Origin of the sequence: Knoellia remsis, from assembly GCF_003002895.1 — a bacterium.
Taxonomy (GTDB): Bacteria; Actinomycetota; Actinomycetes; order Actinomycetales; family Dermatophilaceae; genus Knoellia; species Knoellia remsis.
The window spans coordinates 94579-115666 of record NZ_PVTI01000008.1 but is presented as its reverse complement, the minus strand read 5'-3'; the positions used below and the strand labels follow the sequence as shown (position 1 = coordinate 115666).

Genomic DNA, 21088 nt, shown 5'->3' with positions numbered 1-21088 from the left:
GGGCACCTGCCACCGATCATGAGGAGGACCCCATGGACCGTTCCGACGAGCCGTCCGCCTTCGGCTGGATCATGTCCGGGACGGTGGGAGCCGTCGTCGTCGGCGGGCTGGCCAAGTTCCTCCTGGACCGCCGCCGGGCGAACGCCGCCGTCGACGCCGAGGACGCCATCGAGGCCGCGGAGCAGGCGGAGGCCGAGGGCCACCCGAGCTGACACTCAGGCCCGGTCCGCGAGGAACGCGTCGATCTCATCAGCGGTCGGCGCCGTGGCGGGGCCGCGCCGGGTCACCTTGATCGCTCCGGCGGCGTTGGCACGGCGCGCGGACTCGACCCACGGCATACCGGCCGCACGGCACGCGACCAACACGCCGGTGTGCGTGTCGCCGGCGCCATTGGTGTCGACGGGCTTCTGCGGATAGCCCGCGAGCACCGTCGTCGAGCCGTCGGCACGGACGGCGCAGCCCTCCGGCCCGTCGCGCACGATGGCGACGGCCCCCTCGGGCAGGTGCTCGAGGCAGCGCTGGACGGCGACGGCGATGTCGGACTCCCCTGTGAGCGCCTCACTCTCCTCCGCGTTGCCGGTCCATACCGTCGTGCAGGCCAGCATCTGGACTCGCACCTCGTCGTCGAGCTCGGCGAAGATCGCCCCCGGGTCGAGCACCACCTCGACGCCGTCCGGCAGCCCAGCGAGCCACTGCAGCAACGGATCTCGCGTGCGACCCGTCAGCGAGTAGCCGCTCACGCAGACGAGGTCACCCGCCACCGGGGCGGACGTCGCGAGCGACTCGACGCTGATGTGCCGCTCCGCCGCCTGAGTCGTCACGAAGGTGCGCTCGGCCGACGGCTCGAGCATGACGACGCAGATGCCGGTGTCGAGGTCGGGCACGACCGGGCTCGACAGCGTGACGCCCTCGGCGGACAGTGCGGCGCGCACGAGGTCGCCGTGCGGGCCGGTCCCCGTCGCACCGGCGTGCACGCACTCGGCTCCCTGGCGCGCAGCGGCGAGGAGGATGTTCACCGCTCCCCCGGCGTACTCGTTCGGCGGCGGCGCCATGACGTTGCCACCGCGCCGCGGCAGGGTCGGCACCTCGACGACGACGTCGACGAGCGCCTGTGCGGTGTGGATCACCCTCGCAGCCATGCACGGCAGCGTATGCCGTGTGGTCCGGCCTGCGAGGATGGCGGACGTGAGCACTTCGGCAACCACCGACCAGGGCGCGACCCGGTTCGCCTCCATCGACGAGGTCCGCGAGCGACTCGCCGACACGGGATACCTCGCCTCGGACGCCATCGCGACGACGACGTTCCTCGCCGACGCCCTCGGCAAGCCGCTCCTCGTCGAGGGTCCGGCGGGCGTCGGCAAGACCGAGCTCGCCAAGGCCGTGGCCGCCGCGACCGGAGCCCGGCTCATCCGGCTCCAGTGCTACGAAGGCGTCGACGAGGCGCGCGCCCTCTACGAGTGGAACCACGCCAAGCAGCTCCTCCGCATCACCGCCGAGCGGGAGGCCGCCGATGGTTGGGATGCGTTGCGGGACAACATCTTCAGCGACGAGTTCCTCCTGCCCCGCCCGCTGCTCCAGGCGATCCGCAGCGACGAGCCGGTCGTCCTCCTCGTCGACGAGCTCGACAAGGCCGACGTCGAGATCGAGGGCCTGCTCCTCGAGATCCTCGGCGACTTCCAGGTCACCGTCCCCGAGCTCGGCACCCTCACCGCGCGGCACCGCCCGTTCGTCGTCCTCACCTCGAACGCCACCCGCGAGCTGTCCGAGGCGCTGCGCCGCCGCTGCCTCTTCCTGCACATCGACTACCCGAGCGCCGAGCTCGAGCAGCGCATCGTCACCCTGCGGGCCCCCGGCCTCGACGACGCCCTCACCGCGTCCGTCGTCCGGCTCGTCCAGCGGCTGCGCGAGCTGCGGCTGCGCAAGGCGCCGTCGGTCGCCGAGACCGTCGACTGGGCGCGCACTCTCGTCGCCCTCGGCGCCAGCCGGGACGCCGACCTCTCCCCCGAGCTCGTGCGCGACAACCTCGGCGTCCTCCTCAAGCACCAAGACGACATCGAGCGCGCCACCGTCGCCCTCGACCTGCCAGCGAACTGACGAAAACCACGTGTCCACCGCTCTCGACTCCCGGCTCGTCGGGTTCGCGCGTGCCCTGCGCACCCACGGCGTCGTCGTCGGAACGAGCGAGGTCGTCGACGCCGGAGCCGCGGCACACGTGCTCGGCCTCGACGACCGCGAGCGCCTGCGCGAGGGTCTCGCCGCCGCGCTCCTGCGCCGGGCCGGGCAGCGCCAGGTCTTCGACGACCTCTACGACGTGTGGTTCCCCGCCGCGGTCGGCACCCGCCTCGGCACCCACGACACCGACCCTCCCGAGACGGCCGCCGACCGCCGCACCCTCGCGGCCGAGCTGCGCGACGACCTCTCCCGCGCCCTCGCCGCCCACGACGAACAAGCCCTCGACGAGCTCGCCGCCCGCACCGTTGCCGAGCTCGGCCGGCTCGCCAACCAGGCGACGACCGGGTCCTTCTCGGCGCAGCAGGCGCTCGACGCGCTCGCCCCGGAGACCGCCATCGCGGCCGCGCTGGCCCGGATGCAGGACGCCGCGCAGGACGCAACCGGCGGCTCCGGTGACGGCAGCGGCGGCTCCGAGGGCCAGGGCAGCGGCGCCGGCGGCGCACCGAGCGGCGCGCGCTTCGCCGACCGCTTCACCCGCGATGAGCTGCGCACCGAGGTCGCGGCGTTCCGCCGCCGGGTCGAGGCGGAGACGAGGCGACGCAACGCCGAGGCTCGCGGTGCTGACCGAATCAGCCGGTATGCCGTCCGCGCGCCTGCCGAACAGACCTCCTTCCTGCTCGCCGGGCCTGCGGAGCTCGACGAGCTGCGCAGCGCCATCCAGCCGCTGTCCCGCAAACTCGCGACGCGGCTCGCGGCCCGCCGACGACGCGCGTCGCGCGGCGCCATCGACATCCGACGCACGCTGCGACGCTCGATGTCCACGGGCGGCATACCCCTCCGGCCGGCGCTGCAGCACGCGAGCCCGCACCGCCCCGACCTCGTCATCCTCTGCGACCTGTCGGCGTCGGTCGCGGGGTTCTCGCGGTTCACGATCCTGCTCGTGCAGGCGCTCGCCGCACAGTTCCGGCGGGTGCGGATCCTCGGATTCGTCAACCGGGTCGACGACCTCACCGACGACGTCATCGGCGCGCCGCCGGGCAGCGATCTCAGCCACGCCTTCGACGACCTGTCGCGGATGACGCGCTGGCACCGGAACAGCGACTACGGCGCGGTCTTCGCCGACGTCGTCGAGCACCACCTCGACGTCATCGGCCACCGCACGGCGGTGCTCATCCTCGGCGACGCTCGCTCCAACAACACCGACCCGCAGTTCGACATGCTGCGCGAGATCGCCGGCCGGGCGCGGCACGTGTCGTGGCTCAACCCCGAGCCGCACCGCATGTGGGGCAGCGGCGACTCACTCGCCCTGCGCTACAGCGAGATCGTCGACATGCACGAGTGCCGCAACGTCGCGCAGCTGCGCGAGTTCGTGAGCCGCCTGCTGCCCGTGTGACGGGCGGGAAACCCGACCCGTGATCAGCCGTTGAACTCGTCGGGGTCGGGCCCGGTGCGCATGCCGCGGTCGAGCCCGGCGATGGCCTCCATGTCGGCCTCGGTGAGCTGGACGTCGGCGGCGGCGAAGTTCTCCTCGATGCGCGACGGCGTCACCGACTTCGGCAGGACGACGAACCCGCGGGCGAGGTGCCACGCGATGATGACCTGCGCAGGCGTGGCACCGAGCCGTTCGGCGATCTCGCCGATCACCGGGTCGTCCATGACCTCCTTGCCGGACGCGAGCGGGCTCCACGCCTCGGTGACGATGCCGTGCTCGCCGTTGAACTCGACGAGCTCGCGCTGCTGCAGGTAGGGGTGCAGCTCGATCTGGTTGATCGAGGGCCACTCGCCGGTCTCGTCGAAGAGCCGCTGCAGGTGGTCGGGGTGGAAGTTGCACACGCCGATGGCGCGCACGCGGCCGGCGTCGCGCAGCGCTTGGAGCGCCTTCCACGCGTCGACGTAGCGGTCCTGCTCGGGGAACGGCCAGTGCAGCAGCATGAGGTCGAGGGTCTCGAGGCCGAGGCGGTCCATCGAGCCGTTGAACGCGTCGACGGTCTCTTGGCTGCCGAAGTCCTCCGGCCACACCTTCGTCGTCACGAAGATCTCCTCGCGCGGGACGTCAGTCTGCGCCAGCGCCCGGCCGACGCCGGACTCGTTGCCGTAGATCCGGGCGGTGTCGATGTGCCGGTAGCCGACCTCGAGCGCCTTGGCGACGGCCGCGTCCACCTCGTCGTCGGGCACCTGCCACACGCCGAAGCCGAGCTGCGGGATGTCGACCTGCCGGTCGACGGACTTCAGGGGGATCTCGTTGACGGTCATGGACCCACCGTATGCCGGGTGCGCGCCTCCCGCATGAGCCCCCACCTCGACGGATGCGGGCACCGTCACGTCCCCGGCCTTTCGTCCTGACGTGGGGGCACCCACTACAGTCCGGTCCATGGCCATCAGCAAAGTCCTCATCGCCAACCGGGGCGAGATCGCCGTCCGCATCGCTCGCGCGTGCAAGGACTCCGGCATCGGCTCCGTCGCCGTCTACGCCGACCCGGACCGCGACGCCCTGCACGTCAAGGTCGCCGACGAGGCCTACGCGCTCGGTGGCACGACCCCGGGTGACTCCTACCTGCTGCAGGACAAGCTCATCGACGTCGCCAAGGAGGCCGGCGCGGACGCCGTGCACCCCGGCTACGGCTTCCTCGCCGAGAACGCCGAGTTCGCGCAGAAGGTCATTGACGCCGGCCTGACCTGGATCGGCCCGGGTCCCGAGGCCATCGACGCGCTCGGCGACAAGGCCAAGGCCAAGCACATCGCCGTCAAGGCCGACGCGCCCCTCGCCCCCGGCACGAAGGATCCGGTCAAGGACGCCGACGAGGTCGTCGAGCTGGCCAAGGAGTTCGGCCTGCCCATCGCCATCAAGGCGGTCTACGGCGGCGGCGGTCGCGGCCTCAAGGTCGCCCGCACCATCGAGGAGATCCCCGAGCTCTACGACTCGGCCGTGCGCGAGGCCGTCACGGCGTTCGGCCGCGGCGAGTGCCTCGTCGAGAAGTTCCTCGACAAACCGCGTCACGTCGAGACCCAGTGCCTCGCCGACCAGCACGGCAACGTCGTCGTCGTCTCGACGCGCGACTGCTCGCTGCAGCGCCGCAACCAGAAGCTCGTCGAGGAGGCCCCCGCGCCGTTCCTCACCGAGGAGCAGCGCGCCGAGCTCGTCCGAGCGTCCAAGGCGATCCTCAAGGAGGCCGGCTACGTCGGCGCCGGCACGTGCGAGTACCTCGTCGCGCAGGACGGCACGATCAGCTTCCTCGAGGTCAACACCCGCCTCCAGGTCGAGCACCCGGTCACCGAGGAGGTCACCGGCATCGACCTCGTCCGCGAGCAGTTCCGCATCGCGAACGGCGAGGAGCTCGGCTTCGACGACCCGACGCCGCACGCGCACTCCTTCGAGTTCCGCATCAACGGCGAGGACGCCGGTCGGGGCTTCATGCCCGCTCCCGGCACCGTGACGCGTATGGTCGTGCCGCAGGGCCCGGGCGTCCGCTGGGACGCTGGCATCGTCGAGGGCGACACCGTCGCCGGGGCGTTCGACTCGATGATCGCCAAGCTCATCGTCACCGGCCGCACTCGCAAGGAGGCGCTCGAGCGGTCCCGCCGCGCGCTCGCCGAGCTCGAGGTCGACGGCATGCCGACCGTCCTGCCGTTCCACCGTGCGGTCGTCGACGACCCGGCCTTCGCGCCCGAGGGTGACGACGCCTTCACCGTGCACACGCGCTGGATAGAGACCGAGTTCGACAACCAGATCGAGCCGTATGCCGGTGGCGCGCCTTCCGCGGACGACGCCGAGGACGCCGGTGAGCGCCAGCGCATCACCGTCGAGGTCGGCGGTCGCCGGCTCGAGGTCGTCCTCCCGGCCGGGCTCGCGCTCGGCGGTGGCGGCGGTGGTGCCGCCGCGAAGAAGAAGGCCCCGAAGCGCTCCGGCGGCGGCAAGTCCGGCGCCGCGGCCTCGGGCGACTCCCTCACCGCGCCGATGCAGGGCACGATCGTCAAGGTCGCCGTCGAGGACGGCGCGACCGTCGCCGAGGGTGACCTCGTCATCGTCCTCGAGGCGATGAAGATGGAGCAGCCGATCACCGCGCACAAGGCCGGTGTCATCAGCGGCCTGACCGCCGAGGTCGGCGCGACCGTGACCAACGGTGCCGTCCTCTGCGAGATCAAGGACGCCTGAGCCCCACCTTCCCCGCAGTCGAGAGTAGACAAAAGCAGGAGTGCGCTGGCGCGACTCCTGCTTTTGTCTACTCTCGACTGGTTCTCAACCGGTCAGCCGTCGGGTTCGGCGGCGAGGTCCCGCGTGATGAGGGCGCTCGCCGCCGTGAGCGACCCGACCCAGCCGGGCAGCTGCTGCACGTCGAAGCGCTCACTCGGCATCGCCAAGGCGATCGCCGCGAGCGGGGCCATCGTCCCCGGCGCACGCACGAGCACGCCGACGGCCGTCACGCCCTCCTCGGTGAGCTGGTCGTTGACCGCGTAGCCGCGCCGTCGCACGAGCTCGAGCTCCCCGCGGAGGCGGTCGTCCACGTCGGGCAGGGTCGCGTCGAGCTCGGCGGCACCGAGGTGCGCGAGCAGTACCCGACCGCCGGAGGTGAGCCGGGCCGGCCACTCGCGGGTGAACCGGTCCCCGACCGAGGGCCACGCCGCCCCCTCGACATAGACGACGACGTGCGCGTTCTCGCCGCCGAGGACCTGGACGTTCGCGGATTCGCCTGTGGCAGTGGCCAGCTCGTGAAGGTGAGGTCGCGCGACGCGGCGCAGCGCGGCATACGGATGACTCGTGTGCTCACCGGTCGCGAGGAGCGACCCGGGTCGGTACGACCGGTCCGGCGCCTGCTCGGCGAAGTCGCGGTAGGCGAGGGTCTGGAGCAGCCGGTGGGCGGTCGAGCGTGAGACCCCGAGCGCCGCGGCGGCATCGGTGACGCGGACCGTGCCCTCCTGGCGGAGGAGCATCGCGAGCTGGAGGGCGTGGTCGACCGACTCGACCGTGTATGCCGGCCTGTTGCGCACGATGCCGCCTCGCCTTCTCGCCCCACCGGGAGCAAAGTTCTGCTGACCAGAACATGCTATCCCGCAGACCGGGAAGGGTGGCACCCTCTGGCGCATGCCTCACACCGACTCCCCCCGCCGCAGCGCCGCGGTGCTCGTCACCGCGTTGTGCTGGCTGCTCGTCGACTTCGACGGCTACGACCTCATCGTCTACGGGACGGTCGTGCCGTCCCTGCTCACCGAACCCGGCTGGAACCTCACCAAGGCCGGCGCCGGCACCCTCGGCTCCCTCGCGTTCCTCGGCATGCTCTTCGGCGCCCTCGGCGCCGGCGCACTCGCCGACCGGGTCGGTCGCCGCCGCACCATCCTCGGCTGCACGATCTGGTTCTCGCTGCTCACCGCGCTGTGCGCGGTCGCCCAGAACCCCGGACAGTTCGGGACGTTCCGTTTCCTTGCCGGTCTCGGGCTCGGCGGGCTCGTCCCGTCGGCCAACGCGCTCGTCGCCGAGTTCGCGACGCCGCGGACCCGATCACTCGCGTCGACGCTGATGATGTCGGGTGTGCCGATCGGCGGCACCATCGCCGCGCTCGTCGGCATCGGCGTCATCCCGAACGTCGGCTGGCGCGCGATGTTCGCCATCGCGCTCGTCGCCCTCGTCGTCGTCGTTCCCGTCGCCTGGATGCGGCTGCCGGAGTCGCCCGCGTGGCTCGAGGCCCAGGCGGCCGGAGCCGACGGCCGCGTCGAGAAGGCCCGCGCCACAACGGTTCTCACCGGCAGCTACCTCGTGCCGAGCATCCTCTTCGCGCTCGCGACGGCCACCACGCTGTTCACCTGGTACGGCCTCGGCACGTGGCTCCCCCAGCTCATGCGGCAGAGTGGGTTCGCCCTCGGCTCGGCGCTGACGTTCCTCGTCGCGCTCAACGTCGGCGCCGTCCTCGGCTCGCTCCTCACGGCGTATGCCGGGGTGCGCTTCGGTCCCGCGCGGGTCGCCGCCGTCGCGGCGGCAGTGGCCGCCGGTGCGCTGCTGCTCATGCTCACCCGGCCCGGGCAGCTCGGCACGTATGCCGTCCTCGTCCTCGCGGGGATCGGCACCCACGGCACGCAGTGCCTCACCCTCGCCGCCATCGCGGACCGCTTCCCTGCCGCCGTGCGCGGGTCGGCGCTCGGCTTCGCCCTCGGAGTGGGCCGGATCGGCGCCGTCGTCGCGCCGCAGGTGGGCGGGTGGCTGCTCGCGATGGGTCTCGGGGTCGACGAAAACTTCCTCGTCTTCGCGGGAGTCGCCGCCGTGTCCTGCCTCTTCCTCCTCATCGTCGCAGCGCGCAGCCGGGTGGACTCCGAGGAGCCCGCTGCGCCCGTCGCGCCGGCCACCTCCCCCACCACCCGCTCCACGCAGGAGGCGACGCCGTGAGCGCACAGCCCGAACCCAGCCTCGAGCTGGACATGCTCTACCGCGACTTCGACAAGGCCGGCCTCGTGCCGCTGTGGACCGAGATCGGCGACCTCATGCCGATGGCGCCGCGCTCGGCCGCGCAGCCGCACGCGTGGCGGTGGAGCGACCTGCTCCCCCTCGCCGAGGAGTCGGGCCGGCTCGTCCCCGTCGGCCGCGGCGGTGAGCGGCGGGCCATCGCCCTGGCCAACCCCGGCCTCGGTGGTGCGCCCTACGCGACGCCGACGCTGTGGGCCGCCATCCAGTACCTCTGCCCCGGCGAGGTCGCACCCGAGCACCGGCACACCCAGAACGCGTTCCGGTTCGTCGTCGAGGGCGAGGGCGTGTGGACGGTCGTCGACGGCGACCCCGTGGCGATGCGCCGCGGGGACCTGCTCCTCACGCCGGGGTGGCACTTCCACGGTCACCACAACATCGCGACCGAGCCGATGGCCTGGCTCGACGGGCTGGACATCCCCTTCGTCCACGCCACCGAAACCGCCTTCTTCGAGTTCGGTCCCGAGACGGTGACCTCGACGCAGACGCCGGATCGCTCACGGGCAGAGCGACTTTGGGGACACCCCGGCATCGCGCCGCTGTCCGAGGTCGACCGTGGCGGAGCCGCCTCGCCACTCGCGGCCTACCGCTGGGAGCACACCGACCGAGCGCTCGCCGACCAGCTCGCCCTCGAGGACGCGGGTCACCGCGGCGTCGTCGAGCCCGGTCATGCCGCGATCCGGTTCACCGACCCGTCCACCGGCGGCGACGTCATGTCGACGATCCGCACCGAGTTCCACCGGCTGCGCGCCGGAGCCTCGACCGCTCCACGCCGCGAGGTCGGCTCTGCGGTCTGGCAGGTCTTCACCGGCACCGCGACGGTCACCGTCGGCGACGCCACGTGGACCCTCGGCACCGGCGACCTCTTCGTCGTCCCGTCGTGGCAGGAGCTCACCATCGGCGCCGACGAGGACGTCGACCTCTTCCGCTTCAGCGACACCCCCATCTTCGAGCGGCTCCGCCAGGACCGCGTCCAGGTCAAGGAGGCCACCTCATGAAGTTCGCAACCATCCGGGTCGACGGCGGCACTCGTGCCGTCCTCGTCGACGGCGACGAGCTCGTCGACCTCGGGTTCGGCGACCTCGGGCAGGCCCTGCGGGCACCCGGCGGCCTCGCCGGGGCCGTGCAGACGAACTCCGCCGACGCGAAGCGGTGGCGGACCGGCGAGCTCGGCGACACGGCATACGCGCCGGTCGTCCCGAACCCCGGCAAGATCGTCTGCGTCGGCCTCAACTACGCCAACCACATCCGTGAGATGGGGCGCGAGCTGCCCGAGCACCCGACGCTCTTCGGCAAGTACCCCGAGGCACTCATCGGCGCCGACGACCCGCTCGTCCTCCCGCCCGAGAGCACGGATGTCGACTGGGAGGCCGAGCTCGCCGTCGTCATCGGGTCGCCGGTGCGTCGTGCAGGCGAGAACGAGGCCGCTGAGGCCATCGCCGGGTTCGCCGTCCTCAACGACGTGACGATGCGCGACTGGCAGTACCGCACCCCGCAGTGGCTGCAGGGCAAGACGTTCGAGGCGACGACACCGTTCGGGCCGTGGCTCGTCACGCCGGACGAGCTCGACGGCGGCGTGCGGCCGCGGCTCGAGCTCACCGGGCTCGTCGACGGCGAGGTCGTGCAGAAGGCCGACACCTCCGACCTCGTCTTCGACCCGGTGGCGCTCGTGTCCTACGTCTCGACGATCCTCACGCTCAATCCCGGTGACGTCATCGCGACCGGCACGCCGGGTGGTGTCGGGCATGCCCGCAAGCCCGCCCGCTACCTCACCCCGGGGTCGCTGCTCACGACCCGGATCACCGGGCTCGGCGAGAGCACGGTGCGGGTCCTCGGGCTGGAGCCGCACGGTTCAGGATCAGGCGCGTGAGCGCACTCGACGCGGGCGGCCTCGCGCGCGTCGGAGCCGGGACGTCGGCGTTCCTCGAGACGGTCGCGGGCATCGGTGACGACGACTTCGGTCGCTCGACCCTCCTGCCAAGGTGGAGAGTCGCCCACGTCGTGGCGCACGTCCACTTCAACGCGCTCGCGCTGCAGCGGCTGCTCACCTGGGCCAGGACCGGGGAGCCGCACCCCATGTACGAACCGGGTCAGCGCGACGCCGAGGTCGAGGACGGCGCGACGTGGAGTCCTGCGCGGCTGCGGGCCGCGGTCGGCCAGTCGGCGGAGGGGCTGCTCGCCGGCCTCGACGCCGTGACGTCGTCCGACCTCGCGACGCCGCTGCGCTCGGCCAAGGGCCGCGAGATCACCGTCGCGGACGTGCCGTGGATGCGTTCCCGGGAGGTGTGGGTGCACGCGCTCGACCTCGGTATGCCGTCCGCGCACCTTCCCGAGGACGTCGTGGGCGCGCTGCTGGTCGACGCCGCGGGGGCGCGAGCGTCGGCCTCGGAGGGCCCGGCACTCGCGGCCTGGCTCACCGGGCGCGCGGCGGAGCCGCCCCGGCTCGGCCCCTGGCTCTGACCCTCGCCCACCCCCGCTCCACCCACTGATTGCGCACAGTTCGCATGCAGGCGCATGCGAACTGTGCGCAATCAGTCGGAGAGGTCAGCGGGCGGTGCTCGTCCCGCCGTCGTCCTGGCCGAGGTCGAGGGTCTCGCCACCGTCGGCGGGCTGGCTGCCACCGGGCTGCGTCGCGGAGCCCGGGTCGCCCTGCTGGGTCGGGCCGCCCTCGGTCAGGCCACCCGACTCGCCCGGCGTGGCACTGCCGGTGCCGGTGTGGCTCTCCGTGCTGCCGGTCGAGTCCGAGCTCGAACCGAACGAGTCACTGCCCCCGGTCGAACCAGAGCCGCTGGTCGAACCGGAGTCGCTCGTCGTGCCCGTGGTGTCCGGGCTCGGGAACGGGTCGGCCGTCGTGTCCGGGTTGCCGCCGGGGCCCGTCGGGTCGCTGGGTGCCGTCGGGTCGGTCGGGAGCTGCGGGTCGCCGGTGTTCGGCTCCGGAGTCGGAGCCGTCGGCGCGTCCGGCTGGGACGGGCTCGTCGGCTCGCTCGGCTGCGACGGGCTCGTGGGCTCGGTCGGCTGCGCGGGCGTCGTCGGCTCGCCCGGGGTCGTGGGCTGGCTCGGCGTCGTGGGGGTCGTCGGCGTCGAACCCGGGTCGGCCGGCGGCGCGCTCGGCTCGGCGGGCTCGGCCGGTGCGGGGGCGGGGGCGGGAGCGGGCTCGGGCTGACCGGGTGCCGGTGCGGGCTGGCCGGGCGCGGGTGCGGGCTCGCCAGGGGCCGGAGCTGGCGTGGTCGGGCCACCGGGAGGAGCCGGCGGGGCGGGGGTCCCGGGAGCGTTCGGGTCGGTCGCCTCACCGCTGTTGTTGGGGAGACCGAGCTGACCCTCGACGTAGTCGCCGCCCTTCTCGATGGCGTCGGTGTACTTGCCACCCGTCTGCTTGTCGATGAAGTCCTCGACCTTGTCGATGGCGCTACGGGCCGTATCAGGGTTGTCCTTGGCGAGGTCCTTCGCCTTGTCGAAGGCTTCCTGGCCGGTGATCGGCTGCTTCTGGTCACTCATCGGTGCATCTCTCCCACGTCAGTCGGGTTCGGACGCTCCCAACGTAGAGCGCACGCACGGCGCGTGGGGGTTCGCGCCTCGTGAAGCCGAAGCGTGGACCGGCAGTCGAAGGTGACCTCAGGGCGCGGTCGTGTGCAGCCGCCGGGCCGCCTCGGCGATCGAGCCCGTGAGCGACGGGTAGACCGTGAAGGTGCTCGCGACCTGGTCGACGTTGAGCCGGTGGTGGACGGCGAGCGTCACCGGGAAGATCAGCTCCGACGCCCTGGGCGCAACGACGACGCCACCGATGACGGCGCCGGAACCCTTCTGCGCGAACAGCTTCACGAAGCCGTCGGTGATGCCCATCATCTTCGCGCGCGGGTTGCGCGAGAGCGGCATCATCACGACGTCCGCGTCGACGGTGCCCTCGTCGAGGGCCTTCTGCGAGATGCCGACGGTCGCGATCTCGGGGTCGGTGAAGATGTTCGCCGAGACATCGCCGAGGCGCAGCGGGGCGACCGCGTCGCCGAGCGCGTGCGACATCGCGATGCGTCCCTGCATGGCCGCCACGGACGCGAGGGGAAGGACCCCCGTGCAGTCGCCCGCGGCATACACACCTCGCACGGACGTGCGCGAGACCCGGTCGACGGCGATGTGACCGGACGGGCTCAGCTCGACCCCGACCTCCTCGAGGCCGAGCCCGGCGGTCTGCGGGACGGAGCCCACGGCGAGCAGTGCGTGCGACCCCTCCACCTCGCGGCCGTCCTCGAGGCGGACGACGACGCCGTCGCCGCGGCGCTCGACGCCGGCCATGCGGGAGCGGCCGAGGACCTCCATGCCGCGGCGTGTGAAGACGTCCTCGATGACCGTCGCGGCGTCGGGGTCCTCGCCGGGGAGGACCCGGTCACGCGACGACACGAGGACGACCTCGGAGCCGAGTCCGAGGTAGGCCTGCGCGAGCTCGGCGCCGGTGACGCCGGAGCCGACGACGACGAGCCGCTCCGGGAGGGCGTCGAGCTCGTAGATCTGCTGCCAGGTGAGGATCCGTTCGCCGTCCGGTTGGGCGGTGTCCATGACGCGCGGGGTCGCCCCGGTGGCGATGAGGACGACATCGGCGTCGACGGTCTCGGTGGCACCCGAGTCGTCGCCCTCGACAGCGACCTCGACGCGCGTCGCCGACACGAGCCGGCCGGTGCCGCGCACGATGCGGACCCCGACCTCCTCGACGCGGTCGGTGATGTCACGCGACTGCGCCGCGGCGAGGTCCTTGACGCGGACGTTGACCTCGCCGAGCTCGGCGACGGCGTCGCTGACCTCGTCCCCCTCGGGGTCCTCGAGGTGCACCCCGAGGTCTGCCGCGGTCTCGAACTCGGACATGTAGTCGGCGGTCGAGATGAGCGCCTTGCTCGGGACGCAGTCGGTGAGGACCGCGGCGCCACCGAGGCCGTCACGGTCGACGATCGTCACCTCCCCCCCGAGGTGTGCGGCGACGAGAGCGGCCTCGTAGCCTCCCGGTCCGCCGCCGAGGATGACCACCCGAGTCGTTCGCGCATTCACACCGGCCATCCAACCATGCGCCCGTTACCCTCCTCACGTGACCGACAACGCCGCGAACCTCGACCTCTCCGACCCGCAGACCGACCCGTATGCCGTGGCCGAGGCCGCCGCTGCCGTCATCCGTGAGCGCACCGGTGTGGAGACCCACGACGTCGCCCTCGTCCTCGGCTCCGGGTGGGGCCAGACCGGCGACCTCATCGGCGAGACGATGACGACGATCGAGAACACCGACGTCCCGGGCTTCGGCAAGGCCGCCGTCGAGGGACACTCCGGCACGATGCGCTCGGTCGCCATCGGTGACACCGGCCGGCGCGCGCTCGTCTACGGGACGCGCACCCACTTCTACGAGGGCAAGGGCGTGCGTGCCGTCGTCCATGGCGTGCGCACCGCCGCTGCCGCGGGGTGCCGCACGATCGTCCTCACCAACGGCTGCGGCGGGCTGCGCGAGGAGTGGGCGCCGGGCACGCCGGTCCTCATCCGCGACCACATCAACCTCACCGCGCACTCCCCCATCGAGGGCGCGAACTTCGTCGACCTCACCGACGTCTACACGCCCCGCCTGCGTGACCTCGCCCGTGAGGTCGACGGTGACCTCGACGAGGGCGTCTACGTCCAGTTCCGCGGGCCGCACTACGAGACCCCCGCCGAGGTGCAGATGGCCAAGGTCATCGGTGGTGACCTCGTCGGCATGTCCACCTCGCTCGAGGCGATCGCGGCCCGGCAGAGCGGTCTCGACGTCCTCGGCATCTCGCTCGTGACGAATGCCGCGGCCGGCATCTCGAAGACGCCGTTGTCGCACGAAGAGGTCATCGAGGCCGGCAAGGCCGCCGCCGATCGCTGTGGTCGCCTCCTCGCCGCGGTCGTGGCGAAGATCTGAGCGGAGGAGTCGGTATGACGCGCAGCGGCGGTCCGCTCGGCTCACCGGCCAGCGGTGAGCACCTCACTCCCCAGCTCGTCGCGGCCATCGAGGCGGCGCGCGCCTGGGCCGCGGACGACCCCGACCTTCACACCCGGACCGAGCTCGAATCCGTCACTGCCGCAGCGGAGTCCGGTGAGCCGGCGGCTGTCGAGGACCTGCTCGACCGCATGTCCGGACTGCTTCAATTCGGCACCGCGGGCCTGCGCGGAGCGCTCGGCGGTGGCCCGAACCGGATGAACCGCGCGGTGGTGATCCGCGCGGCAGCCGGCCTCACGGCATACCTCAAAACGACTGTGTCGCAACCCTTTGTCGTCGTTGGCTTCGATGCGCGAACGAACTCCGATGTCTTCGCGCGCGACACCGCCGCGGTCGTCGTCGGGGCTGGCGGGCGGGCTGCCGTCCTGCCGCGTCCGCTGCCGACGCCGGTTCTCGCGTATGCGATTCGCTTCCTCGGCGCGGACGCCGGCGTCATGGTCACCGCGAGCCACAACCCGCCACAGGACAACGGCTACAAGGTCTACCTCGGCGACGGCTCGCAGATCGTGCCGCCGGTCGACGCGGAGATCGCCGCGGAGATCGACCGGGTCGCGCGCGTCGCGGACGTGCCGCTCGCCGAGGACGGCTGGGAGACGCTCGACGACTCGCTGCTCGACGCCTACCTCGCGGATGTGGTCCGTGTCGTGTCGCCGGACAGCCCGCGCGACCTCGTCGTCGTGCACACCTCGCTGCACGGCGTCGGTGCGGAGACGGTGGAGCGCGCCTTCGTGCAGGCGGGGTATGCCGCCCCGCTGCCGGTTCCGTCGCAGGCGCAGCCGGATCCGGCGTTCCCGACGGTGTCGTTCCCGAACCCGGAGGAGCCGGGTGCGATGGACGCGGCGCTCGAGCTGGCCGAGCAGACCGGGCCGGACGTCGTCATCGCGAACGACCCCGACGCCGACCGGTGCGCCGTCGCCGTGCCCGGGCCGGGCGGGTGGCGGATGCTGCGCGGTGACGAGGTCGGGGTGCTGCTCGGTGCGCACCTGCTCGACCGTGCTGACGTGCCGGAGGGCGCGGTCTTCGCGAACTCGATCGTCTCCTCGCGGATGCTCGCGACCGTGTGCCGGGTGCGCGGCGTCGCGCACGAGGAGACCCTGACGGGGTTCAAGTGGATCTCCCGCGTGCCGGGGCTGCGCTACGGCTACGAGGAGGCGCTCGGCTACTGCGTCGACCCGGCGCAGGTGAGCGACAAGGACGGCGTCTCCGCCGCGCTCGTCGTGGCCGAGGTCGCGGCGAGCCTCAAGGCGGAGGGTCGCTCGATCCAGGACCGGCTCGACGAGCTCGCGACGCTCCACGGCGTGCACGCGACGGACGCGTTCTCGGTGCGGGTCGAGGACCTCTCGCTCATCGGCGCGATCATGGCCCGCCTGCGTGCCGAACCGCTGGAATCCGTTGCGGGAGTTCGGGTTTCGCGCGTCGATGACCTGGCGCGTGGTGACGGCGGTTTGCCGCCGACCGAGGGGCTGCGCTACTACCTCGAGGACGAGTCGCGCGTCATCGTGCGCCCGTCGGGGACCGAGCCGAAGCTCAAGGTCTACCTCGAGGTCATCGAGCCGGTGGGTGACGACGGCCTGGCCGCAGCCCAGTCGCGCGCGGCCGAACGGTTGGCCGGGATCAGGCGCGAGTTCGAGGCCGCGACCCGCCTCTGAGCTGCGCGGACGGCCGCGCTGCTCGCCGCGGTCCGGGTGGTGCGCCCGCACTCAGGGTGCGGGGTCGACGGCGAGGGCCACCACGGCGTCGAGCTGACGTCGCAGCTCGGCCCCGGTCGTGCCCGCGGAGGCGCTCACCGCGTGCAAGGCGAGGCCGTCGACAGCGGCCAGCACGAGTGCGGCGCGCCGACGCGTGGCCGCCGACGGACGAGCCTCACCCTTCAGCCCGGCCAGGCAGGCGCTGAGCTCCTCCCGCACGCCGCTGAGGGTCCGGTGCTGGACCGCGGCGAGGCTCGGATCGGTGACGGCCGCGGCGGCGAAGGCCACCATGACGCGCGCCTCGACCGTCCGCGTCGCGTCCAGCGGCAACAGCGCCGCAAGGAACGTGCGCACCGCATCCTCCCCGGACCGGCCGCGCCCGCCCACGAGGCGAGCCGTCACCCGCTCCACCACGGACTCGAAGGCCGCGACGAGCAGGCTCTCCTTGGTGGGGAACCAGTACTGCACGGTCCCGATCGACACTCCGGTGCGGGCCGCCACGGTCCGCACGCTGAGGGCGCCGAACCCGTCCTCGGCCACGATGTCCAGGGCGGCGTCGATGAGCTCGTCACGTCGGGCCTTGCGGTCAACCATTGCCCCATCATACGACTGTATGGAACCATACGATCGTATGAGACGCCTCGTCGCCAACCTCACCGCCTCTCTCGTCGTCGTCGCACTCACGTGGGCGACCTACCTGCTCGACCCGTCCGCGTGGCCGGGTGTCGCGGCCCCGATCGCCGCTGTCGTGCTCTCCGTCGTCAACCTCGCGGTCACCGCCTGGCGTCCCGCGTGGAAGGTCGCCGCCGTCCGCCGGCTGCAACGGCACATCATCAACCCCGTTGTCGTCGGCCTCCTCCGCGTTGGCATCAACCCTCTCGGCGTGGTCCTCCTCGAGACGCGCGGGCGGGTGAGCGGTGCGCCGCGGGTGACCCCCGTGGGCGCCAGCCGGGCGCGAGACGGGGTCATCTGGGTCATCGCCGAACACGGCCACCGAGCCGGCTACGTCCGCAACCTCGCGCGCACACCCCAGGTGCGCGTGCGCACCCGGGTGCGCGGACGGCATACCTGGGTCGCAGGAACGGCGCACGTGTTGGAGGGCGACGACCCGTATGCGCGCCAGCGCCGCATCCTCGGCTGGAACCCGTTGCGCTGGCTCAATGCCGTCATGGTCCTCTACCTGGGTGCCGACCTGCTCAGCATCCGCATCACCCTCGACCCGGCCGGCGACGCGGCAGCGCGCGACGCGCGAGCGGCATACCGCGAAGGTCCACCGTCCGGTGGAGGCGCAGCGCCCGCGCGCACCCTCACGATGGTGAGGTCAGCACGGAACACCGAGCAGGGGAGAACTCCATGGAACGCCGCTACACGACCATCGCTTGGGCCCTGACCCTCGTCCTCGTCATCTGGGCCCTCGTCGCCAGCAACGTCGACAGCATCCCGACCTGGACGATCGCCATCCCCGGCGTGATCACGGGCTTCTGGTGGGCGTTCGGACGATCCGCGCTCGGCGACGGGGACGCCACGGTCGAGCAGGCGAGCGCCCCCCGCGACGCCCGCTGAGCCGCGCGGGCGGCCCTGTCGCAGCGACGGGCTGCCTCGCACAATGGAGCCATGACGTTCCACGAGTCGTGGGTCGAGAAGCAAATCCGTGAGGCGCAGGAGCGCGGGGAGTTCGACGACCTCCCCGGCTCCGGCCAGCCCTTGCGCGGCCTCGACGACCCAGACCCGAACTGGTGGGTCAAGAAGATGATGGCGCGCGAGGGGCTGTCCATGTCGGACGCCCTGCCGCCGGTGATGCTGCTGCGGCGCGAGTACGCGAGCTTTCCGGAGTCGCTGGCCGACGTGCGTTCCGAGGAGGGCGTGCGCGAGGTGCTGCGCGACTACAACGCGCGGGTGCTCGACGACCGGCGCCGCCCGGCGTTCGGGCGGGGGTCGCCCGTGTGGGCACCGACGGTGGACGTCGACGAGATGGTCGGCCGGTGGCGGACGTTGCGGGCCGTGCGTGCCGAGGCTGCGGAGGACCGTATGCCGTCCGCGGACGAGGCGACCGAGCTGCGGCGACCGTGGTGGAGGTTTTGGGCGCGGGGGTGAGTCGCGCCGCGGTCGCGGGCCCGGGCGGGAGCGCTGTCCGGGAGGGCTGTCAGTGGTCGCGTCTAGGTTCTTTCGTATGGAGGGGACACCGGAAGCGACGACGCCCGAGGCTGTGACGCCCGAGGCGCGGGTGCGTGCCATGGTGTCCGCGCTCGCCGGGGTCGTTGCCGAGGGCGTGACCGAGGCGGACCGGGTCGCGGCCGTCGCGGCTCTCGAAGAGCTCAAGGGCGCTGCGGCCGCGGCCCAGGTGCGGCTGACCGCTGCGGCAGTCGAGGACCGGGAGGCCCTGGGTGAGGACTCGCGCAGTGTCCGGGCCGACCTCGCGCTCGCGCGCAGGTGCTCACCGACGCTGATGGACCAGCACGTCGGCGTGGCCAAGGCGCTCGTGTCCGAGATGCCACACACGCTGGCTGCACTGACCGCGGGCGAGATCGGTGAGTACCGGGCACGGATCATGGTCCGCGAGACGGCGTGCCTCTCGTCGGAGGACCGCTCGGAGGTCGACCGGCTCCTCGCGGATCGGCTGGGGTCGCTCGGTGACCGGGCGCTGACGGCTGCGGCGCAGCGAGCCGGCGCGGCACTGGACGCGGCGTCGCTCGCCGAGCGCAACCGTCGCGCCGTGGCGTCCCGACGGGTGACACTTCGACCCGCCCCGGACGGGATGGCATGGCTGTCGATCCTCGGGCCGATGGTCGACGCCGTCGGTGCGTATGCCGCGTTGACGGCTGCGGAGTCCCGTCGCCGGGTGCTCGACCCCTCACTGTCGGGCGCAGAGTGGGAGGCGGCGGCCGACGCCGCGCGAGCCGACACCCGCGGCAAGGGCGCGTGGATGGCCGACACCGCACTGGAACTGTTGTCGGGACGCGCGAGCGGGCAGGTTCAGCCGGTCGAGGTGGGCCTCGTCATGACGGACCGGACGATGCTGCCCGCCGCCTTCGGCGGGGTCGTGCCGGAGGATGACGTCGCGCACGTTCCCGGCTGGGGTCCGGTGCCAGGTGCGCAGGCGCGCGCCCACGTCGAAGATTGCCTCGACCGGACCGGAGTCGACGCCGACGATGAGGCTGGTGTCTGGCTGCGCCGGCTGTTCACCGACCCGACCGGGCACGACCTCGTCGCCCTGGACTCCCGTCGCCGGCTCTTCGACGGTGGGTTGCGGATGTTCCTCCAGCTGCGCGACCCGGTGTGCCGGGTTCCGTGGTGCGACGCACCGGCGGTGCACGCCGACCACGTCGAGCCCGTCCACGCCGGGGGCACGACCTCGGCCGCGAACGGCGGCGGGGCGTGTGCTCGGCACAATCTCGTCAAGGAGCACGACGGCTGGCACGTCCAGGTCACCGCGACCGGACTCGACGGAGCTGGACCACACACCCTTCGGATCACCACGCCGACACGGCGAACGTACGAGGCGACCGCACCCCCGATCCTCGGTGAGGGCTGGGCTGCGGCCCGTGCGCCCGCTGAGCACTACGCCGATCCTGACGATGGCGGGCGGTGGACCCCGGTGCTCGACCCGGACGAGCCCCCACCGGTGCCACCTGACCCGCACCCACCGGACGAGGACCTCGATCCACCCCTGGAACTGTGGCGGTACGTCGACGGCATCGGTGACGTCGCGTGAACTGTCGTGCGCGAGGGCTCGTCCGGTACGAGCCCTCGCGCACACGGCTTAGACTCGCCGGGTGAGCACCCCCACTGACACGGCTGTCGGCGCATCCGTCGATGCCACGGCTCGCGCCCGTGACCTGCTCGGCGTCTCCCGTCTGACGAACCAGGCCCTGACGACGTGGCTGCACGGCCTCCCCGGCGTGGACCAGGTCGGCTGCGAGGCTCGCGCCGCCTCGCTCGGCACCCGGTCGATCAAGACGACGAGCAAGCAGTGGGCCATCGACACCGCGATCTCGATGATCGACCTCACCACGCTCGAGGGTGCCGACACCCCGGGTCGCGTCCGCGGCCTCGCCGCCAAGGCACTCGTCCCCGACCCGAGTGACCTCTCGACGCCGCGCCCGGCAGCGGTCTGCGTCTACGGCGACATGGTCACCACGGCGAAGCAGGCGCTCGGCCCCGACTCCGGGGTCAAGGTCGCCGCCGTCGCCACCGCGTTCCCCAGCGGTCGCGCGAGCATGGCCGTCAAGCTCGCCGACACGCGTGACGCCGTGAAGGCCGGAGCCGACGAGATCGACATGGTCATCGACCGCGGGGCGTTCCTCGCCGGCGACTACCTCACGGTCTTCAACCAGATCGCCGAGGTGAAGAAGGCCTGTGGCGACGCGCGGCTCAAGGTCATCATGGAGACCGGCGAGCTCGTCACCTACGACAACGTCCGCCGGGCCAGCTGGCTCTCGATGCTCGCCGGCGGCGACTTCATCAAGACGAGCACCGGCAAGGTGCAGCCCGCCGCGACTCTCCCCGTCACGCTCATCATGCTCGAGGCCGTCCGCGACTGGCGCGACCTCACCGGCGACCAGGTCGGCGTCAAGCCCGCCGGCGGCATCAAGACGAGCAAGGACGCGATCAAGTTCCTCGTGACCGTGAGCGAGGTCGCCGGCGACGACTGGCTCGACAACCGGTGGTTCAGGTTCGGCGCGAGCAGCCTGCTCAACGACCTCCTCCTCCAGCGCCAGCGGCTCACGACCGGCGCCTACTCCGGGGCGAGCTACATCGCCGACGACTCCCCCTCGACGGCCTACTAAGGGATCG

21 protein-coding genes are annotated in these 21088 nt (G+C 72.3%); 15 read left to right on the top strand and 6 right to left on the bottom strand.

Annotated features, from left to right (window positions below; genetic code table 11):
• The first annotated feature begins 32 nt into the window (after positions 1-32).
• Positions 33-212 carry a hypothetical protein gene (locus BCF74_RS06795; RefSeq protein WP_106297199.1) on the top strand — a complete coding sequence of 60 codons (180 nt, stop codon included), beginning with the start codon at positions 33-35 and terminating at the stop codon, positions 210-212.
• A 3-nt stretch (positions 213-215) separates the two neighbouring features.
• On the opposite strand, the gene BCF74_RS06790 is transcribed toward BCF74_RS06795, so the two are convergent.
• Positions 216-1139, bottom strand: coding sequence for a PfkB family carbohydrate kinase (locus BCF74_RS06790; protein WP_170070159.1), 924 nt, complete (start codon positions 1137-1139; stop codon positions 216-218).
• 46 nt (positions 1140-1185) lie between these two features.
• On the opposite strand from BCF74_RS06790, the gene BCF74_RS06785 reads away from it, so the two are divergent.
• Positions 1186-2094, top strand: a complete 909-nt coding sequence (locus tag BCF74_RS06785; protein WP_245889254.1) for an AAA family ATPase — start codon at positions 1186-1188, stop codon at positions 2092-2094.
• Positions 2095-2104: 10 nt separating this feature from the next.
• Complete coding sequence (locus BCF74_RS06780; protein WP_106297197.1) at positions 2105-3565, top strand: VWA domain-containing protein; 1461 nt, start codon at positions 2105-2107, stop codon at positions 3563-3565.
• A gap of 23 nt (positions 3566-3588) precedes the next feature.
• Here the strand turns inward: BCF74_RS06780 and BCF74_RS06775 are convergent, their stop codons facing one another.
• A complete protein-coding gene (locus tag BCF74_RS06775; RefSeq protein WP_106297196.1) occupies positions 3589-4425 on the bottom strand; it encodes an aldo/keto reductase in 837 nt (278 codons plus the stop codon).
• A gap of 118 nt (positions 4426-4543) precedes the next feature.
• Between BCF74_RS06775 and BCF74_RS06770 the strand changes: the two genes are divergently transcribed.
• Positions 4544-6325, top strand: coding sequence for an acetyl/propionyl/methylcrotonyl-CoA carboxylase subunit alpha (locus BCF74_RS06770; RefSeq protein ID WP_106297195.1), 1782 nt, complete (start codon positions 4544-4546; stop codon positions 6323-6325).
• A gap of 92 nt (positions 6326-6417) precedes the next feature.
• Here BCF74_RS06770 and BCF74_RS06765 read toward each other — a convergent pair whose 3' ends face one another.
• Positions 6418-7158, bottom strand: coding sequence for an IclR family transcriptional regulator (locus tag BCF74_RS06765; protein WP_106297194.1), 741 nt, complete (start codon positions 7156-7158; stop codon positions 6418-6420).
• Between the two features lie 94 nt (positions 7159-7252).
• Between BCF74_RS06765 and BCF74_RS06760 the strand changes: the two genes are divergently transcribed.
• Genes BCF74_RS06760 through BCF74_RS06745 form a run of 4 tightly spaced genes read left to right on the top strand, consistent with a single transcriptional unit; the run spans position 7253 to position 11080 of the window.
• Positions 7253-8545, top strand: a complete 1293-nt coding sequence (locus tag BCF74_RS06760) for an MFS transporter (protein ID WP_106297193.1) — start codon at positions 7253-7255, stop codon at positions 8543-8545.
• A gap of 32 nt (positions 8546-8577) precedes the next feature.
• A complete protein-coding gene (locus tag BCF74_RS06755; protein ID WP_106297215.1) occupies positions 8578-9618 on the top strand; it encodes a cupin domain-containing protein in 1041 nt (346 codons plus the stop codon).
• Positions 9615-10490, top strand: coding sequence for a fumarylacetoacetate hydrolase family protein (locus BCF74_RS06750; protein ID WP_106297192.1), 876 nt, complete (start codon positions 9615-9617; stop codon positions 10488-10490). Before BCF74_RS06755 ends, BCF74_RS06750 begins: the two co-directional genes overlap by 4 nt.
• The gene (locus tag BCF74_RS06745) at positions 10487-11080 is read left to right on the top strand and encodes a maleylpyruvate isomerase N-terminal domain-containing protein (RefSeq protein WP_170070158.1); all 594 of its coding nucleotides are present in this window, start codon (positions 10487-10489) and stop codon (positions 11078-11080) included. The genes BCF74_RS06750 and BCF74_RS06745 overlap by 4 nt, the downstream gene beginning before the upstream one ends.
• A gap of 84 nt (positions 11081-11164) precedes the next feature.
• On the opposite strand, the gene BCF74_RS06740 is transcribed toward BCF74_RS06745, so the two are convergent.
• Together BCF74_RS06740 and BCF74_RS06735 are read right to left on the bottom strand one after the other, a co-directional pair.
• Positions 11165-12115 carry an antitoxin gene (locus BCF74_RS06740; RefSeq protein WP_106297190.1) on the bottom strand — a complete coding sequence of 317 codons (951 nt, stop codon included), beginning with the start codon at positions 12113-12115 and terminating at the stop codon, positions 11165-11167.
• Between the two features lie 117 nt (positions 12116-12232).
• Positions 12233-13651: an NAD(P)H-quinone dehydrogenase gene (locus BCF74_RS06735; RefSeq protein WP_425432807.1), complete on the bottom strand. Its 1419-nt coding sequence runs from the start codon at positions 13649-13651 to the stop codon at positions 12233-12235.
• 37 nt (positions 13652-13688) lie between these two features.
• On the opposite strand from BCF74_RS06735, the gene BCF74_RS06730 reads away from it, so the two are divergent.
• Entirely contained in the window at positions 13689-14528 is an 840-nt protein-coding gene (locus tag BCF74_RS06730; RefSeq protein ID WP_106297188.1) for a purine-nucleoside phosphorylase, read from the top strand.
• Positions 14529-14542: 14 nt separating this feature from the next.
• Positions 14543-16255, top strand: a complete 1713-nt coding sequence (locus BCF74_RS06725) for a phospho-sugar mutase (RefSeq protein ID WP_106297187.1) — start codon at positions 14543-14545, stop codon at positions 16253-16255.
• 51 nt (positions 16256-16306) lie between these two features.
• Here the strand turns inward: BCF74_RS06725 and BCF74_RS06720 are convergent, their stop codons facing one another.
• Entirely contained in the window at positions 16307-16888 is a 582-nt protein-coding gene (locus tag BCF74_RS06720; protein ID WP_106297186.1) for a TetR/AcrR family transcriptional regulator, read from the bottom strand.
• A 37-nt stretch (positions 16889-16925) separates the two neighbouring features.
• Here BCF74_RS06720 and BCF74_RS06715 point away from each other — a divergent pair, with 37 nt between their 5' ends.
• The 5 genes from BCF74_RS06715 (at position 16926) to deoC (ending at position 21081) form a co-directional block, all read left to right on the top strand.
• Positions 16926-17684 (top strand): nitroreductase/quinone reductase family protein, encoded by a 759-nt coding sequence (locus BCF74_RS06715; RefSeq protein ID WP_106297185.1) that lies wholly within the window; start codon positions 16926-16928, stop codon positions 17682-17684.
• The gene (locus BCF74_RS06710; protein ID WP_106297184.1) at positions 17648-17857 is read left to right on the top strand and encodes a hypothetical protein; all 210 of its coding nucleotides are present in this window, start codon (positions 17648-17650) and stop codon (positions 17855-17857) included. Before BCF74_RS06715 ends, BCF74_RS06710 begins: the two co-directional genes overlap by 37 nt.
• Before the next feature lie 51 nt (positions 17858-17908).
• Positions 17909-18388, top strand: coding sequence for a DnaJ family domain-containing protein (locus BCF74_RS06705; protein WP_106297183.1), 480 nt, complete (start codon positions 17909-17911; stop codon positions 18386-18388).
• 76 nt (positions 18389-18464) lie between these two features.
• Complete coding sequence (locus tag BCF74_RS06700; RefSeq protein ID WP_245889253.1) at positions 18465-20006, top strand: HNH endonuclease; 1542 nt, start codon at positions 18465-18467, stop codon at positions 20004-20006.
• 61 nt (positions 20007-20067) lie between these two features.
• Positions 20068-21081: a deoxyribose-phosphate aldolase gene (gene deoC, locus BCF74_RS06690; protein ID WP_106297182.1), complete on the top strand. Its 1014-nt coding sequence runs from the start codon at positions 20068-20070 to the stop codon at positions 21079-21081.
• The last annotated feature ends 7 nt before the right edge of the window (positions 21082-21088 follow it).